This window comes from Belliella alkalica (genome assembly GCF_022549785.1).
GTDB classification, from domain to species: domain Bacteria; phylum Bacteroidota; class Bacteroidia; order Cytophagales; family Cyclobacteriaceae; genus Belliella; species Belliella alkalica.
The window spans coordinates 1-17680 of record NZ_JAKZGO010000027.1 but is presented as its reverse complement, the minus strand read 5'-3'; the positions used below and the strand labels follow the sequence as shown (position 1 = coordinate 17680).

Sequence of the window (17680 nt, the reverse complement as noted above, 5' to 3'; positions counted from 1 at the left end):
AAAAAGCTGTGGGTGACCACAGCTTTTTTATTTGCTTATTCGCTTTAAATTTGAAGAAAATTACAGCTATGGAAAAATACATTCTGGATAGAAAGGTTTATATTTTTATGTTATTTATTTTCACTGTTTTTAGTGGGAGTAAGCTTTTTTCTCAGACAGTTGAATCTGATGAGAGAGCACTATTGAATGTCGATGAAGGGATTAAGTTTTCCAAAGATTCTTTGTTTCAAATGAACCTTAGGTTTAGAATGCAAAATCGTGCAGGTTTCAATTCAATTTATAATGGTGATAACTTAGGTGTCGAACAATTTGAAATGAGAGTGAGGAGGTTGAGGTTAAGATTAGATGGCTATGTGCTTAGTCCAAAATTTCAATATTACATCCAATTAGCATTTTCTAAAGCCGATCTAGATTTAGAAACTGGAGATATTGCACAGCCAGTTAGAGATGCTATACTGTATTATACAATAAACAAAAACTTTTATTTAGGTTTCGGCCAGTCAAAATTGCCGGGAAATAGAGAAAGGGTCATTAGTTCAGGGAACTTACAATTTGCTGATAGGTCAATTGCAAATAGCCTTTTTACCCTTGATCGAGACTTCGGTTTGTTTGGGTATTATACTTTGAGGACGAAGTCAGAGGCGATTTTTCTTTTGAAAGGTGCGATTTCCTCTGGTGATGGAAGAAATGCTTCAGCGATAAACAATGGTCTTTCTTATACAGGAAGAGTGGAAGTTTTACCTTTTGGGGTTTTTAGCAATAGTGGAGATTATTCAGAGGGGGATTTGGAGTTCGAACCTCGTCCTAAGTTATCAATAGGTATGACGCTTTCTGAAAATCAAAAAGCTGTTAGAACAGGAGGGCAGCTTGGTGCTGATCTTTTTCAGGCAAGAACACTCAATAGTATAATAGTCGATGCAATGTTTAAATATAAAGGTTGGGGATTGATGTCTGAGTACATGAGTAGATCTACAAATGATCCCATTACAACAAATGAATTAGGAGATGTGCGATTTGTCATTGTAGGAAAGGGAATGAACACACATGTAAGCAGGATGGTAGGACCAAAATCAGAATTGGCGTTAAGGTATGCTTTTGTAGTACCAGATGCTTCAATCGATACATATTTGGATAGGGTGGACGAATCGTTGATTGGCTTTACACATTACTTAAATGGGCATAGGATAAAAGTACAAGCAAACATTGGTTACAGATGGTTGGAAGGTTTGTACCAAATCGAAAATTCAGGGAATTCTTGGACAGGTATGTTTCAGGTTGAATTTGGGATCTAAAATTTATTTGACCTTAATGATTTTTAACGTCAAAAATATTGTTGTGAAAAACAAATTATTGTATGTTTACGCATCAGAAAATTTTAAATGCTGTTTTTCACCCAGATAGGCATCCAAATTTCCTCTGATTTGCATTTATGAAGGAAAGGGGATTAAATAATACATTCAAGAAAATCGTTTATGAATCTTCCGAGATGGTTTTTCTCGTGAATGATACTTATCCTTATAATATTTTTTACTCTAATGTTCAATTTGATACACTTATTGGAAGTAGATTGCCAGAGATGAATCTTATTGAGCTTGGTTTGGATATCAATTCTTATATTTTTAAGGAAGAATTAATAATAAAATTTAAAGAAAAAGAATACTCTTTTCAATTGGAGCTGCCTCAAGAAAATGGATCTAACTATTTTCTGTTTTACAAAGGAAAGGAAATTGCAGATAGTATTTTACCACCTAAAGAGGATTTTAAGCATTTTTTTCGCAGTAGTTTAGATCTTTTTGCTATTGGTGAAGAGAATTTTTTAACTTGGACTAGTGATTCTTTTAATAAAATACTCGGGTATGAACCTGCAGAATTGATAAATACTGAATTGTGTAGATTTTTTTATAAAGATGATTTAGAAATAGCTAGGGATTTTCTGAAAAATGTTAAACAGGGGCTAGATGTAACTCAGTTTACAGTAAGAATTTTGGCTAAGGATGGTCTATACAAATCTATAAATTGGTATGTAAAGTTCAATGAAGGTAAATTTTATGCCACAGGTAGAGATGTCTCGGAGACGCAGTTTGAGGTTTTGCAGCAAGATAAGCAGATTGAACTCTATCGTCTAGGTGAACAAGTTGCGAAAATTGGTGTTTGGGAAATTAATTTATCGATAAATTCAGTTTATTGGAGTGATGAAGTGTATGCTATCCATGATGTATATGATATTTCAAAAACAGTCAATATAAATTCAGCACTTGAATTTTATCATCCTGTATTTAGACCCATAGTTCAAAAGTCCCTAGAGAATTGTATAAAGTTTGGAAACGATTTTGATCATACAGTCAAGATAAAAACCAATAAAGGAATAGAAAAGTGGGTTAGAGTCCTTGGAAAGGCTTCAATTCAAGATAGTAAAGTTGTTCGTGTGTTTGGAACATTCCAAGATGTTTCTCAAGAAAAACAGCTTGTTGAAGAATTAAGCTTGTTTAAGGAGCTTTTTGATTTATCTCCAGAGTCTATAATGATTGTAGATTTAAATGGTAGCATAATATACTCCAATCAAGAAGCCAATAAACGACTCGGTATTTTTGACGGAAATATATCTCGACCAAAAATCAGCTTGTATGATCAAAAATTTCAATATTCAGAAAGCTGGAGCCTACATGTCAAACAACTTGAAAAAGAGAAAAATCTAAGGTATAAAAGTGAACTTATACATAGAAATGGAAAAAAAATCCCTTTAGAGGTAAGCTGTAATTTAATAGAAGTACAAGGTGAGCTATACATCATTTCATTCTCAAGAGATATTTCAGAAAGGATCCAGCTTGAAAAATCACTTCAAGATTCTTCTGAATTTCTACTCCATTTGACAGAACAAGTACCTGGAGCGCTTTACCAATTTGTATTAGATAGGGATGGAGTTATGAAATTTTCATACTTAAGTCCTGGTATCAAATCAATTTTTGATTTGGGACAAAAGGAAATCAGTGGTATGGATGATATTGGACTCATTATCTCTAAAATTCACCCAGAAGATATTGCAAAGGTATTGATGTCATCAGTTTCATCTGCCAAGAAGTTGACACCTTGGTCCTGTCAGTTTAGGGTAAAGGAAGTCGAAGGAAAAGGATATAATTGGGTGTTGGGAGCTGCAAAACCCGAAAAAATAAATACAGGTGACGTAGTTTGGTATGGGTATTTATCAGATATCACAGAACAAAAAGAATTTGAAGATTCACTTAAGGCCGCAAGAGAAGCAGCAGAAAAAGCGAGTAAGATCAAATCGGAATTTTTATCAATGATAAGCCATGAGTTGAGAACGCCACTCAATGCTATATCAGGATCTGTGTATACTTTGTTGCAAGATGAACATTCCTTGCCACAGAAAGCGGCCTTAAATACCATAAATTTTGCTGTAGACAATCTGATAATCATGATCAATGATCTATTAGATTTTCAGAAAATTGAAGCAGGCAAATTGAATATGGAATTGAATCCTATCAATATTGTTGAAGTGATACGTCAGGTGGTGAACGGACTTGAGTTTCACGCAAGAGATAGTGAGAATACTTTGAATTTATATATAGATAGTTCAATCAATTTTGAAGTCATAGGAGACAAGGTTAGGCTTGCTCAGGTTTTAAATAATTTGATTACTAATGCGCTAAAATTTACAAAAAATGGCACTGTTGATGTATCCGTAAAACTAAATTCCGTGATTGGAAATACCGCTAAGATATATTTTGAAGTAAAAGATACTGGTATAGGCATTGCTAAAGAGAATTTAGATAAAATCTTTGAAGATTTTGATCAATTACATCACTCATTTAGTAAAAAATATGGCGGGACTGGTCTTGGTCTCTCAATTACGAGGAAGTTACTCAAAAGAATGAATAGTGATATTCATGTAGAATCCGAGGTTGGTGTCGGTACTTGTTTTTATTTTGAAATTGATTTTGAAAAGATTTTTATAGAGAATGGTCAAAATTTGGGGTATGTGCAAAAGGAAACTGTCGATTTCTCTTCTTTAAGAATTCTAATGGCTGAAGATAATGATGTAAATGCACTCGTTTTAGGAAAAATAATCAAGAGGTGGGGCTTCCAATGTGAGCGGGTAACGAATGGTAAAGAAGCTTATGAATATGTAAAGGAAGGTGATTTCAATTTAGTCTTAATGGATATTCAAATGCCAATAATGGATGGTTTTGAAGCTACGCAAAAGATCAAATTAGTGTCAGATATCCCTGTAATTGCATTGACAGCAGCAGCAAAGTTGGAAGTCATAGAAGATATAACAAAAAGTGGATTTGATGGATTTGTTTCAAAGCCAATCGATGCTACAGAATTATTGAAAAAAATAAAAGAAGTTTTGATGATTGAGTCATGATTTAAAGTTCTTTGGAAAGTCTAAAGTATTCATTTGCCAAAGGCATTTCAGGTTCATTTTTTAAAGCGTCATCTAAGTATTTTAAAGCCAGACTTTTTTCACCTTTGAAATAATAATAAATCCCTTTATTTCTCCATGCAAATGCATTTTTAGGATTTTGTTTAAGGCTAAAGTTTATATCATCTAAGCCATTTTCCAAATCATCTACAAATAATCGATATAGACCTCTATTGTTATAAAAATATGACTCTTTGGAATTTAGCTGTATGGCTTTCTCTACCCACTCTAAAGCTTCTTGATACATTTTTTTCTCAAACGAAATCATCGATCTAAGATTGTAGATGTTTGATTCCTTCGGATTGTTTGATTCTGCTTTTTCAAGTAATGAAATAGCTTCGACCAATTCATTTTGATAATAATGGATTGTTGCTTTGTTTACCAATAGGTCATTGTTAGTTGGATTCAACTCGATTCCCTTTTCAAAAGCTGCTAAGGCTGAAGAATGGTCTTTGAGCTGTTCATGAACTAGGCCAAGTAAAAAGTATGATTTCCAACTGTTGGGGTTATTGTTTTCTAACTTTTTAGCATCATCCAGCGCTTTGTAATATTCGCCATTATCCAAGTAGGCAATTCCTCTTTGAAAATACACCAATGTGTCGATTTCTGATCCATTGGTCAAAATCTGGGAATAATCCCTTATAGCAAGGTCAAAATTATTTTGCTTTTCATAGACTATGGCACGATTGAGTAAGGCATCATTAAATTCAGAATCAATCTTCAGGGCTTCAGAATAATATTCCAAAGCCCCTTGAAGATCATTTTCTTTTAGTTTTTCATTTCCTTTCAATAAAAAACGACCTTTTCGGTCTTCCTGTGAATCACATCCGGAAACTACGATTAGCAATACTAAAACATTTAAAATAGGGCTAATCAGACTTTTTATTTTCATCATATGATTTTTCTTCTCCAAATAGTAAGGCATAAGGTTTTGTAGCTTCACTTAATTCAAATATTTTTCTCAAAACAGCTAAAGTTGGAATGATAAGTATCATACCTATTACACCCCAAATTGATGCTCCTACTAGTAACCCAATGAAAGTAACAAATGCATTAAGATTTACATTACTACCAACAATCTTTGGAGTCAAAAAGTTACTTTCTATGATTTGGATTATTTGGAAAGCTACTACTACAGCAACAGGGTAAAACAAACTATCCTTTGTAAGGAAAGCGAATATGGTAGGGAGAACTGCTCCCAATAATGGCCCCAGATATGGAATAATATTCAGTATTGCCGCAAAAATTGCAAAAAATACTGCATGTTTGATTCCTAAACCCAAAAGCACACCAACATTCATTACAGCCAGTATTGCCATTACCTTTAGAATCCCGATAATGTAATTTTGAACAACCTTTCTAAGGTCTCTTATTTCATTTTTTATATGAGTCTTATCTTCTTCCTTGAATAGTTGCACAATGAAATCTGTCAAGTGATCTCTATACACCAAAAAGAAGAATATAAAAACTGGTAAAAGAATTATCCCTGAAAGGGAACCTAATGTATTAAGGATAAACTCTGCCAAACTGGAACTGTTGGATTGAAGCAGCTCTACAAAATATTCTTGGTCGATTCCATTTCCTATACCTGACTCAATTTGAAATTTATCGTAAATCCAAGAATCAATATCACTGAGATATTTGTTCAACCTGTCACCTACATTTTCTAAATCCTTAGTAAAGCTCGCAACCTGCATTATCACAAAAGTTAGAAAGCCTAGCAATATCAACAATGCGGATACCAAAGAAATAATGGCGCTTATCATTCTCGATATTTTTCTCTCCTCAAGCCAATTCCCAACTGGTGTCAACAAAATCGCGATAAAGCCTGCCAGAAACAGGGGAACCAAAAGACTCTTACCTACGATGAGAATGTATACAATGATGATTATCAACATCAAAACTAGCAAAGCTTTGATGTAAGAAGGAAGTATTAACTTTTTCTCGTTCATAATTTAAAAGTTGGCTTAGGTAATTTCTTTAAAATAAACTCCAATATTGAAATTATTGACGAGTTTTCAATAAAATAAGCCCTATTTTTGAGTTTCAATCATAGTATATTTCAGTGAACAAGGAAAAATCAAAGTGGATAATCATTTCTTTTGTAGTGAGCATCATCTTGCTGATGGTTAAATTTTACTCTTACTACATTACAAATTCCACTGCGATATTGACAGATGCTTTGGAAAGTATAGTCAATGTAGTCACTGCAAGTTTTGCTTCTTACAGTATATATCTGAGCTCTTTACCTAAAGATGATAACCATCCATATGGCCATGGTAAGATTGAATTTTTTAGTGCAGGTATAGAAGGGACTTTGATAATTTTGGCTGGTTTGTTTATTATTTATCAAGCCATTTATAATTTTTTCTTTCCTCAGGAATTGGAGATGCTTCTAGAAGGTATAGCATTGATTGGTTTTTCAGGATTGGTCAACGGCTTTTTGGGTTTGAAACTCAAGAAGGAAGGAAGTAGGCTAAATAGCCTAACCCTTGTGGCTAACGGTAAACACTTGATAACAGATACTGTGTCTAGCTTTGTTTTGGTGGTAGGTGTTGGAATTATTTATTTTACTGGTTTAAACGTGCTGGATTCTGTATTCTCGGTCTTGTTTTCTTTCTATATCATTTATTCAGGGTATTTCTTGGTCAGAAAATCTGTTGCGGGACTTATGGACGAAGCTAATCCTGAGGCTGTGATGGACACTGTTACTGTTTTGAATAAGGAAAGAAAGGATTCGTGGATTGATATACATAATATGAGAGTTCAGCAATATGGAGCTGATAGGCATATAGATTTACACTTGACTTTGCCTTACTACTATAACCTAAGAGAAGTTCATGAAGAGGTGGAAAAAGTCGAATCTGCTCTTGAAAATGATTTTAAGGGAGTAGTGGAAGTTTTTGTCCACTCTGATCCATGTATTCCTGATAAGTGCTGTCATTATTGCCTAGTTAAAAATTGCCCTGTCAGGAAATTTGAAAACAAAACAAGAATAGTATGGACTGCAGGAAATATGTCCAAAAATCAAAAGCATTATCACGATCTGGCTGAGGATAAAATTTCTTGACCTTATTCTAAATAGTTTGATTATCTATAGAAAAAGAAACGACTTTGAACGCTAAAATTTTTGTCGTTTACGAAAAAACCTAGCTTTTATTGTATAGTTTCGGAGAAATTATCGAAATTTTAATGGAAATTGTTGAAATTCAGCATATAATAATGTATATTCAACAAAAAAACGATCATGAACGAGGATAGACAATTTCGAGTATTATTGGCGATTTCGTCAATAGTATGGTTAGCCTTGGTAGGATTTATAATAGTAATGTAAGTCAATGGCTATAATGCATAGTGGTCTGTAATAAACAGTATTTTTTAGTGTTTTAAAAAAAAAGAGGATGCATGAACCGCGCATCCTCTTTTTTTACAATAATCCTGCTCTCTTTAGCAAAGCTTCTGGCTTTGGATCTCTTCCTCTGAATCTCTTATACAGAATTGACGGATGCACTTTTCCGCCTGATTCCAAAATATTCTCCCTAAATGAATTTGCAGTTACCGTATCAAAAACCCCATTTTCTTTAAATAATTCAAAAGCATCAGCATCCAAAACTTCAGCCCATTTGTAGCTATAATATCCAGCAGCATATCCACCTTGGAAAATATGTGAAAATGAAGTGCTCATCAATGTATCAGACACTTCAGGGAGCAAAGAAGTTTCTTTCATTTGCTCTTTTTCGAATGCAACGATATCTGAAATCAAAACTGGGTCTGTACTATGATAGGCCATGTCCAATAATGCCAGACTTATTTGTCTTACAGTTTGATAACCTTGTTGGAAATTTGAAGCATTTTTAATTTTTTCAATCAATTCAGAAGGTATGGTTTCACTAGTTTCATAATGTTTGGCAAAAAGATCTAGACATTCTTTTTCAAAACACCAATTCTCGAAAATTTGCGAAGGTAATTCTACAAAATCCCAAAACACACTCGTACCTGTCAGTGACTCGTATGTACCTTTAGCGAGCATTCCATGAAGTGCATGACCGAATTCATGAAAGAGTGTTGTTACTTCATTGAAAGTCAAAAGTGATGGTTTTGTCCTAGTGGGCTTTGTAAAATTGCAGACTATGGATACGTGAGGTCTTTGATCTTTCCCTTCAATCAATTTTTGACCTCGGTAACTTGTCATCCATGCACCATTTCTTTTTCCCGGCCTTGGAAAGAAATCAGCATAAAAGATAGCTACGTGATTATCTTCTTTGTCAGTAACTTCATAAGCTATCACATCTGAATGATATACTTCAATCTCTTTATTGGCTTTGAATCTTAAACCAAAAAGTTTTTCAGCTGTTTGGAAGACACCATCAATAGTATTCTCAAGCTTAAAATATGGACGAAGAAGTTCGTCATCTACTTCAAACTTCTCTTTTTTCAGTTTTTCGGAATAGTACGTAAAGTCCCATTTTTCAAGCTGATCAATGCCATCTAGTTTTTTTGCAAATTCTTCAAGTTCCTGTACTTCTTCCTGTGCCTTAGGTTTGGCTTTTTCAAGTAGGTTTTTGAGAAAATCTAAAACAGCAGAGCCACTTTTTGCCATTCTTTCTTCCAATACAAAATCTGAATAAGAATTGTATCCCAAAAGTTTCGCTCGCTTTGCTTTTAACTCTAACATTTCTTTGATGAATTGTTTGTTGTCCAAGTCATCACCTTTGGAAGCTTTTGTGTTGTAAGCCAGAAACAATTCCTTTCTCAACTCCCGATCATCGGCATAAGTCATAAATGGAAAATAGCTTGGGAAATCCAAAGTAAAAGCCCATTTGCCCTTATATCCTTTTTCCTCTGCTGTTTGTGAAGCTCCTTCTTTGATAGATTCGGGAAGTCCTGATAGTTTTGATTCATCTTCTACGAGAAGTTGATATTTGTTTGTTTCTGCCAAAACATTTTCGCCAAACTTTAGACTGAGTTGTGAAAGATTTTTATCAATTTCTCTTAACTGGATTTTTTGCTCTTCATTTAACTTCGCACCATTCCTAACGAAAGATTTGTATGTTTTTTCAAGAAGTGTTTGCTGTTCTTCATTCAGTTGAAGTTGATCTTTTTGATCATAAACTTGTTGAATCTTTTCAAACAATATTTCATCCAACAATACATCATTGCTATGTGAAGTGAGCAAAGGAGATATTTCTCTTGCCAAAGCTTGTATTTGTTCATTTGTTTCAGCGGCATTTAGATTATAGAATATTCCTGAAATAATATTCAATCTGTCACCTGCATGATCTAATGCAACAATTGTATTATCAAAATTATTTTTTTCATTGCTTTTGATAGCTTCTATATCCGACTTTGCCTGGTCAATGCCTTCTTTTATAGCTGGTAAAAAATGTTCTGTTTTGATGTTTTCAAAAGGTGCTGTCTCAAAAGGAGTTTTGAATTTTTCCAATAGTGGATTCATATTCATTTTTTAATTTGGTAATGCTACTGTTAATGATTCTAAAGAAACAAAGTTAAAAATCAATCTTTTGGTTCATTTTATTTATACACTAAAATGTAAAAGAATAACCACAGGAACAGAATCAAAACATAACCTACAAATACAATCATACTTGATTCCTTCAGACTTCTTTTGCTAAAAGTGTGAACTCCAAGTGTCAACAACCCCCAATAAACGATTTCAAACAAGTTGATAGTTTGAAGAGGGTAGAAGTATTTCCTATGAATTTCGGAAGTATCCAAAATACTCATAAGGGATAAAGGGTAATAATCTTTGATTTCTTGAAAAGTCAAATTGTCTGCTGGATTCAGAAAAATAAACAATTTGATCAATTCAGGAAAAACAAAAATGATTTCTGCCACCAAAGTAAATTTCCAAAGATCCCTATATGAAATTTTGTATCCAAGGACAAAAGCACCTGTCCAAAGAATAAATGCTGTCAGTGTAAATTTCCAAAGAAGGGCAAAAGGAGTCCAGACGTAATGCAGCGCATTGAAAATGTGAAAAAAAGTAAGAGAACCATCTTGGGATAACTGTTCGTGCCCTGGAATGGCTTCTAGAATTATTTCGTTTGTAATATACCTGATAACAATAAAAATCAAAACAAGGAAGATAAAAAATACTCTTTTATCGAAATTAATTACGTCTTCAATACGTTGTGCAATTTGAGATTTGGGTTTTACCATTCAAGCAGAAATTAAATTTTATCAAATGTAAATTTTTGTTTGGAATACCTGATAGTTTTGCATTAAAATTAACATTAATGATGAAGTTGAAAATATTTGTATTCAGTTTGCTATTACCTTTTTTTATTGGGACCACATTAGCGCAGCAAAATGAAGAGAGGGAATCTTCAAATCCTAATTCAGCTACATCAGAATATTTACTGCTAGACAAAGGGCTTCAGTTTAGAATTACTGAATCGGTTAATAGCCTATATAATTTTGATTTTGAAGTAGCAGAAAGAGGTTTCAAAGTTATCCAATATCAATATCCTGAGCACCCATTGCCATATTTCTTGATGGGATTGAGTACATGGTGGAAAATAGCACCTGATCTCGAAAACAAGCGCTATGATGCCATTTTTATCAAACAAATGGACGTGGCAATAGAAAAAGCAGAAAAGATCTATAAAAAAGATCCAACAAATAAGGAAGCAGCTTTCTTCCTTTCAGGAGCATATGGTTTTCAAGGAAGGCTTTACAGTGAAAGGAGAAGTTGGACCAAAGCCACTTTTGCAGGAAAAAGTGCAATGAAATATCTCAACCTTAGTAAAGGTGATGATGAATTGAATCCAGAGCTGTTGTTGGGGGATGCTTTGTTCAATTACTTTTCTGTGTGGATTCCAGAAAACTACCCGTTATTGAAGCCAGTAGTTGCATTTTTTCCAAAAGGAAATAAATCACTCGGATTACAGCAGTTGGAAGATGTTGCAAAAAATGCATTTTATGCAAGAGTAGAAGCACAGTATTTTTTATTTAGACTGTATGCATCCGAAGAAAAGCAACCATACAAAGCGCTTGAAATTACTGATTACTTAGTGCAAAAATATCCAAACAACCCTTACTTTCATAGATCACATGCAAGACATTTGTATGCTGTAGGAAGGATAAATGAAGCCAATACTGTATCCCACGAAATATTGAAGAGAATTGAGGAAAAATGGACTGGCTATGAGTCCAATAGCGGTAGGTATGCAGCGTTTTATATTGCTCAGTATAATGATCGAATCAATAATAAGCCAGAAGCTAAAAAGTATTATGAGAAGACGTTGTCTTACGGAGAAGAATCAGAAAGCCAAGAAAGTGGATACTACTTATATTCTTTAATTGCCTTGGGTAAAATCGCCAATGAACAAAAAGATAAGAAAAAAGCCAAGCAATATTTTAATCTCGTTAAAAAATATGCTAAGAGAAAGCATCCCGCACACAAGGAAGCTAGAGATTATATTAAAAAGAATAAACTTTAATCAGAAATTAACGTTAAGCATTACTTAAATTCAGGAGATAATTTGAATATCGTCATGATATTTAAGTTTATCAGTTGATTTGTTTCTTCAAATACGATTAAAAAATAACAATATTTTGTAGGAGCGGTCGTTTTTTGTTGAAATAGTCTTTAAAATAAATTCAAATTATATTAACTTTGCGCAACATAAAATTTTGCAAATTCTTCATATTATGGATAACAGCATCAGAATTAAATTCGATAAAATAGATAGAAAGATATTAGAAATCCTTCAAGCAAACGCTAAAATCACAAACGCTCAGCTTTCTAAAGACATAGGGCTATCACCTGCTCCGACTCTAGAAAGAGTAAAAAAACTTGAGCAATCAGGTATTATAAAAAGCTATCACGCAAAGTTAGATCCAGAAAGAATTGGTCTTGGTGTAAGTACTTTTGTTTTGGTAAGCCTTATTGGGCATAACAAAGGTAACATAGATGCATTCATGAAAGAAATCAACGATATTCAAGAAGTTATTGAATGTCATCACATTACTGGTACAGGTGATTTTATATTGAAGATAATTGCTAAAGATATTACAGCTTATCAAAAATTGATGCTAGAGAAAGTAAGTGAGATTAGGGAAGTTGATTCAATGCAGTCAATGGTTATTCTTTCTACATTCAAGGACAGTAAAGTTCTTCCTATTCCGGCTTAAGTTTTTTTGAAAAATCATTCAAAAGGGAGTCTAGAAATAGACTCCCTTTTTTCTTGAACCTATAATTTACTATGAAAAATCCTTGGAAAACAAAAAGCATTAAAACTATCCATGAAAACCCATGGATTAGATTGGAACATCATGAAGTCGTTATTCCATCCGGTAAAGACGGTATATATGGCAAAGTATGTTTCAAAAATAAAGCAATTGGCATCATACCCATAGACAGTGAAGGAAATACATGGCTTGTCGGCCAATTCAGATATACATTGGATGCATATTCTTGGGAAATCCCAATGGGTGGAGGACTGTTAGGTGATGATTATTTGGATAGTGCCAAAAGAGAACTCAAAGAAGAAACAGGTTTTTCAGCTGAAAAATGGACCAAAATCATGACCATTCATACTTCCAATTCTGTGACTGATGAGGAAGGATTTGTATATTTGGCGGAAAATTTGACTCCTGGAGATACTGAGTTTGAAGAAACAGAGCAAATAGAAGTGATGAAATTGCCACTTAAGGAAGCAATTCAAAAAGTGATGGATGGTGAAATAACTGACGCAATTTCTATAGCAGGCCTTCTCAAAGTAGCTAAAATTTTCAATATCTGAAGCTAGAACATAATTTTGAATTTTACCAATGACTAAGTATAATTTTAAAGATCATTTCTCCAAAACATTCATTTTAGCTTATCCAGTAATGTTGAGCCAGTTAGGGCAAGTTTTGGTAGGTGTGGCTGATAGTATGATGGTAGGACGATTGGGAGCTGAGCCTTTAGCTGCTGCATCATTGGCAAATAGTATTTTCTTTGTTTTGTTGATGTTTGGAATAGGGGTGTCTATGGCTATAACACCACTAGTTGCTATGGCTGATGGTAAAAATAAGAGTAGCAGGATAGGAAGACTTTTTAGACATGGGTTTACTATAAATATGGCTACTGGCATGGTCTTGTTTATGGTAATTATATTATTTTCACCGCTACTCAAATACATGAATCAGCCTCAGCAAGTTGTTGAGTTGGCCATTCCTTATTTGGCCATTATTACTCTTTCTATTTTGCCTTTTATGTTTTTCCAGACATTTAAGCAATTTGCCGAAGGTTTATCCCAAACCAAGCAAGCCATGTACATAACCATAGTTTGTAATGGTCTTAATGTCTTTCTAAATTGGGTAATGATTTATGGAAACTTAGGTTTTCCGGCTCTGGGCTTGAATGGTGCTGGATGGGCAACTTTGATTTCAAGAGTATTAATGGCAATCGTTATTGCTTATTATGTATTTAAATCAAAAAGATATAAGATTTTTGATCTTGGTTTTAAGATCAAAAGATTTTCATTTCCTATGGTTTCGAAAATCCTTAGAATTGGAGTTCCGACCGGTTTTCAGTTTATCTTTGAAGTGGGAGCGTTTAGTGCGGCAGCCATTATGATGGGTTGGATAGGTGTTTCGGCATTGGCAGCGCATCAAATAGCAATAAACCTTGCATCAATCAGTTATATGATGGCCTCTGGTCTTTCGGCAGCAGCAATGGTAAGGGTTGGTAATCAGCTTGGTAAAAGAGATATTAAAACGCTTCGCGAAGCAGGTTTTACAGTATTTGGAATGACTGCCATTTTTATGTTATGTGCTGCTGTTTTATTCATTACCATGAGAGAGTTTCTTCCGTCTTTATATATTGATGATGTTACAGTGATCCAAATGAGTGCAAGTTTGTTGGTCATAGCTGGAATATTTCAATTATCAGATGGTATTCAGGTAGTTGGTTTAGGAGCCTTGCGTGGTATGTCTGACGTGAAAGTTCCTACTTTAGTAACATTGGTTGCATATTGGGTGATAGGTTTGCCTTTGGGATATTTCTTTGCTTTCGTACTCGATATGCAAGAGAAAGGGATTTGGTATGGGCTATTGATAGGACTTACAGTTACTGGGTTTATGCTTTTGTATAGATTTCATTCATTGAGTGCAAGATTACTTAAGAAATACTAAAGTGATAAATAGACCTATTTGATATTTAGGATAAGTTATTTTTTAGTTAGTAGATATGCTTTACTATCAGTAGTTATATGTAATGATGTATGAAGTACATTTCAATTAGCAGTGGTTGGATGCTGACTGTTTACGTTATTTCGTTTAGATAAAGGTGATAAACTTTCCTACTTGTGTTTTTGTGCAAATCATATTGTTCTTTTATATGTATCAACTTCCATATCGGTAGCCAAACAAGATGATATGTTTTAAATTAATTGGCGCAATGATAGCTTTTGTACTAATATCGAATGGCGATTATCCATTTGAACCTGTCTATTAATTTAGCTTCTGGTGTTATTGCTGAAATTATATTGTTTTTTTAATCGAAGTAGGGGTTCATGGAATTTTCATTTTTTTATTCTTGCTATTATCTTTAATTTGAGAAAAAAAATAATGATAGCATCACGTCCAGCCAGTTTTTCACGAGTAGTAATTACAGAACTGATGATCCCATCTTACGCTAATTTTGGAGGAAAAATTCATGGTGGAATATTACTTTCCCTTATGGATAAAGTAGCTTATGCTACAGCCTCAAAGCACAGTGGTGCATATTGCGTCACTGTCTCTGTGGATACAGTAGATTTTTTGCAACCTGTGGAAGTAGGGGAATTGGTTTCCTTGATGGCTTCAGTGAATTATGTAGGGAATAGTTCTATGGTGATAGGTATCAAAGTGATATCGGAAAATGTCAAAACAGGTGAGGTAAAGCACACAAACACTTGTTACTTTACCATGGTGGCCAAAAATGATGAAGATAAACCTACGACTGTTCCAGCCTTAATTTTAGAGAATAAGACTGATGTAAGAAGGTTTGTTGAGGCTATTTTTAGAAAAGGCTTCAAGAAAGATTACGAAGCTAATCTTAACAAAATCAAAAAATCTTGGGATAAACAAGAAATTGCAAGCTTGCTTGAAAATGAACGCTGCGTCAACCAATCCAAATAAAGAATGAGAAAAGTTTTAGTGATTTATGTGCTGATTACATTTATTGGACATTTTGCCTTTGCACAGAGCCCGGCAGTCTTGTCAAAAAAAGAACAGGCTGTAGTGATTGATAATTGGCTTGAAGAAAGAGTCCAAAATTTACTTCCCAAGTTAATGGAAAGGGAGGAAGTGGATATGTGGTTGATTATATCAAGAGAATATAATGAAGATCCAGTAATTCGTACTTTTTTGCCATCTACGTGGTTTGCGGCCAGAAGACGAACCATGCTTTTGATTTACAAAGCAGAGGGTAGCGAAAAGGTTGAAGCACTAGCGGTAGCGAGGTATGATGTTGGTAAGTCGTTTAAAAGAGCTTGGGACCCAGATTTGGAGCCAGATCAATGGAAAAAACTTGTAGAATTGATTCAAGAAAGAAATCCGAAGAAATTAGCAATCAATATTGGAAAAGATTATGGACATGCCGATGGACTGAATGTTAGTGAATATAATACACTTTTAGAATATTTAGATGAAAGCACGAAGTCAAAAATTGTATCAGCCCAAAACTTGGCAGTTGCTTGGTTAGAAACAAGAACTCCTTCAGAAATGGCTACTTATAGACAATTACAGACTATTGCAAATAGTATCATAGCTGAGGGACTATCAGAAAAAGTAATCACACCTGGCATCACCACTACAGACGATGTTATTTGGTGGTATAGAGAACGAATCGCAGAAATGAAGTTGGACACTTGGTTTCATCCTACTGTAGATATCCAAAGACCTGACCCCGCCTCACAAGAGCATTTGAGATCCTTCGCCATTAAGCCAGATTCTCAAATTATCATGCCAGGAGATTTATTGCATATAGATTTTGGGATTACATACTTGAGACTGAATACAGATACACAACAGTTGGCATATGTTCTAAAGCCTGGGGAACATTCAGTACCAAAATATCTCAACGACGCTTTGAAAGTTGGCAATAGATTGCAAGATCTCTTAACATCTAATTTTGTAACCGGAAGAACAGGCAATGAAATCTTGAGAAATACGAGGTCAATGATGGAAAAAGAAGGGATTCAAGGAAGTATTTATTCACATCCTATGGGCTATCATGGACATGCTTCTGGACCAACTATTGGTATGTGGGACAATCAATTTGATACACCTGGAGCAGGGGATTATCCATTATATCCAAATACCGCCTATGCCATAGAACTGAATGCTGTTGTATTTGTGAAAGAGTGGAATAAAGAAATAAGAGTGATGTTAGAAGAGGGAGCCTTTTTTGATGGAGAAAGAGTGGTGTATCTTGATGGTAGACAAAAAGAAATTCTTGGGATCCCAAGAGAAAGGAAATATTTGGGAAATTGATATTTTGTCAGAAAGCTAACTTCTGTAAATGCTCGTTCCAATTTCATCTATTTCAATTTTGGAAATTTATCAAGAAAGTTTCTAAACAATAAAAAGGAGTATTGTATCTTATTGATTTAGGATTACTTTATATGTATATCCGCAATGAGGTCAGTAGGAAAATAAAGCAATTCGATCAAGCGTATAATCGTCGACTATTGACTGTCGACAGTTGACAGCATGAATTCTAGGTGTGTACCTAAATGTGGATAGTGGTGCTATTGCGGATATAAATATTACTTTATGTGTATATCCGTTTTCATACCAGTAGAATCTAAAAAACAACCGTTTAATTGATTAATGGCATGATTGCGGATAATCATATTACTTTATATGTATATCCGCTTTCTTATCTGTTTCACCAGAAAAATGACGTGTTTTATGTCCGTTTATTCATCTAAAACTAATTAACCCATTACCCTTGCGCGCTACGCCTAGGAGCACAGGTATGTTGTAAACAGCGGTTGAACTAAACCTCCTTCGTCGGTAGTATTTACATTATCTTCAAGTGGTTGATTTTTTGGTATTTATCGTAAATTTACACCATGTTAAATCATTAATTTATATCATCATGGAAAAAAAAGTTTGCGTCAAAGGATGTATGAAGAGATGTCTTATCGGCATTACTCTCCAAGAAGTATCAAGACATATCTAAGTCTTGTAAGTGTTGTTTCAGGTCACTTCGGAAAGAGTCCCGATTTGATCAGTATT

General features: G+C 34.2%; 13 protein-coding genes. 9 read left to right on the top strand and 4 right to left on the bottom strand.

The genetic code is table 11. The features are described from left to right. Nucleotides 1–68: 68 nt before the first annotated feature. Nucleotides 69–1292 carry a porin gene (locus MM213_RS19265; RefSeq protein WP_241414521.1) on the top strand — a complete coding sequence of 408 codons (1224 nt, stop codon included), beginning with the start codon at nucleotides 69–71 and terminating at the stop codon, nucleotides 1290–1292. Nucleotides 1293–1429: 137 nt separating this feature from the next. Continuing rightward, nucleotides 1430–4387, top strand: coding sequence for a PAS domain-containing hybrid sensor histidine kinase/response regulator (locus MM213_RS19260; protein ID WP_241414520.1), 2958 nt, complete (start codon nucleotides 1430–1432; stop codon nucleotides 4385–4387). A gap of 1 nt (nucleotide 4388) precedes the next feature. Here MM213_RS19260 and MM213_RS19255 read toward each other — a convergent pair whose 3' ends face one another. Together MM213_RS19255 and MM213_RS19250 are read right to left on the bottom strand one after the other, a co-directional pair. Beyond that, entirely contained in the window at nucleotides 4389–5339 is a 951-nt protein-coding gene (locus MM213_RS19255; protein ID WP_241414519.1) for a tetratricopeptide repeat protein, read from the bottom strand. Continuing rightward, a complete protein-coding gene (locus tag MM213_RS19250) occupies nucleotides 5314–6396 on the bottom strand; it encodes an AI-2E family transporter (RefSeq protein ID WP_241414518.1) in 1083 nt (360 codons plus the stop codon). Before MM213_RS19250 ends, MM213_RS19255 begins: the two co-directional genes overlap by 26 nt. Before the next feature lie 113 nt (nucleotides 6397–6509). Between MM213_RS19250 and MM213_RS19245 the strand changes: the two genes are divergently transcribed. Continuing rightward, nucleotides 6510–7514, top strand: a complete 1005-nt coding sequence (locus MM213_RS19245) for a cation diffusion facilitator family transporter (protein ID WP_241414517.1) — start codon at nucleotides 6510–6512, stop codon at nucleotides 7512–7514. 357 nt (nucleotides 7515–7871) lie between these two features. Here MM213_RS19245 and MM213_RS19240 read toward each other — a convergent pair whose 3' ends face one another. Further along, nucleotides 7872–9899, bottom strand: a complete 2028-nt coding sequence (locus tag MM213_RS19240; protein WP_241414516.1) for a M3 family metallopeptidase — start codon at nucleotides 9897–9899, stop codon at nucleotides 7872–7874. Nucleotides 9900–9976: 77 nt separating this feature from the next. Then, entirely contained in the window at nucleotides 9977–10624 is a 648-nt protein-coding gene (locus MM213_RS19235; RefSeq protein WP_241414515.1) for a sulfate ABC transporter permease, read from the bottom strand. 80 nt (nucleotides 10625–10704) lie between these two features. Here MM213_RS19235 and MM213_RS19230 point away from each other — a divergent pair, with 80 nt between their 5' ends. From MM213_RS19230 to MM213_RS19205, 6 genes are all read left to right on the top strand, one after another. Further along, on the top strand, nucleotides 10705–11907 hold the full coding sequence (locus MM213_RS19230; protein ID WP_241414542.1) for a tetratricopeptide repeat protein: 1203 nt from the start codon (nucleotides 10705–10707) through the stop codon (nucleotides 11905–11907). 211 nt (nucleotides 11908–12118) lie between these two features. Then, entirely contained in the window at nucleotides 12119–12601 is a 483-nt protein-coding gene (locus MM213_RS19225; protein ID WP_241273591.1) for an Lrp/AsnC family transcriptional regulator, read from the top strand. 71 nt (nucleotides 12602–12672) lie between these two features. Next, nucleotides 12673–13212 carry an NUDIX domain-containing protein gene (locus tag MM213_RS19220; RefSeq protein ID WP_241414514.1) on the top strand — a complete coding sequence of 180 codons (540 nt, stop codon included), beginning with the start codon at nucleotides 12673–12675 and terminating at the stop codon, nucleotides 13210–13212. A gap of 28 nt (nucleotides 13213–13240) precedes the next feature. After that, the gene (locus MM213_RS19215) at nucleotides 13241–14587 is read left to right on the top strand and encodes an MATE family efflux transporter (protein WP_241414513.1); all 1347 of its coding nucleotides are present in this window, start codon (nucleotides 13241–13243) and stop codon (nucleotides 14585–14587) included. A gap of 435 nt (nucleotides 14588–15022) precedes the next feature. Continuing rightward, nucleotides 15023–15574, top strand: a complete 552-nt coding sequence (locus MM213_RS19210; RefSeq protein WP_241414512.1) for an acyl-CoA thioesterase — start codon at nucleotides 15023–15025, stop codon at nucleotides 15572–15574. Nucleotides 15575–15577: 3 nt separating this feature from the next. Beyond that, nucleotides 15578–16930 (top strand): M24 family metallopeptidase, encoded by a 1353-nt coding sequence (locus MM213_RS19205; protein WP_241414511.1) that lies wholly within the window; start codon nucleotides 15578–15580, stop codon nucleotides 16928–16930. Nucleotides 16931–17680 lie beyond the last annotated feature (750 nt).

Coding starts and splice junctions, on each gene's coding strand:
- MM213_RS19265 (WP_241414521.1), top strand. CDS start 69: ATGGAAAAATACATTCTGGATAGAAAGGTTTATATTTTTATGTTATTT.
- MM213_RS19260 (WP_241414520.1), top strand. CDS start 1,430: ATGAAGGAAAGGGGATTAAATAATACATTCAAGAAAATCGTTTATGAA.
- MM213_RS19255 (WP_241414519.1), bottom strand. CDS start 5,339: ATGATGAAAATAAAAAGTCTGATTAGCCCTATTTTAAATGTTTTAGTA.
- MM213_RS19250 (WP_241414518.1), bottom strand. CDS start 6,396: ATGAACGAGAAAAAGTTAATACTTCCTTCTTACATCAAAGCTTTGCTA.
- MM213_RS19240 (WP_241414516.1), bottom strand. CDS start 9,899: ATGAATCCACTATTGGAAAAATTCAAAACTCCTTTTGAGACAGCACCT.
- MM213_RS19235 (WP_241414515.1), bottom strand. CDS start 10,624: ATGGTAAAACCCAAATCTCAAATTGCACAACGTATTGAAGACGTAATT.
- MM213_RS19230 (WP_241414542.1), top strand. CDS start 10,705: ATGAAGTTGAAAATATTTGTATTCAGTTTGCTATTACCTTTTTTTATT.
- MM213_RS19225 (WP_241273591.1), top strand. CDS start 12,119: ATGGATAACAGCATCAGAATTAAATTCGATAAAATAGATAGAAAGATA.
- MM213_RS19220 (WP_241414514.1), top strand. CDS start 12,673: ATGAAAAATCCTTGGAAAACAAAAAGCATTAAAACTATCCATGAAAAC.
- MM213_RS19215 (WP_241414513.1), top strand. CDS start 13,241: ATGACTAAGTATAATTTTAAAGATCATTTCTCCAAAACATTCATTTTA.
- MM213_RS19210 (WP_241414512.1), top strand. CDS start 15,023: ATGATAGCATCACGTCCAGCCAGTTTTTCACGAGTAGTAATTACAGAA.
- MM213_RS19205 (WP_241414511.1), top strand. CDS start 15,578: ATGAGAAAAGTTTTAGTGATTTATGTGCTGATTACATTTATTGGACAT.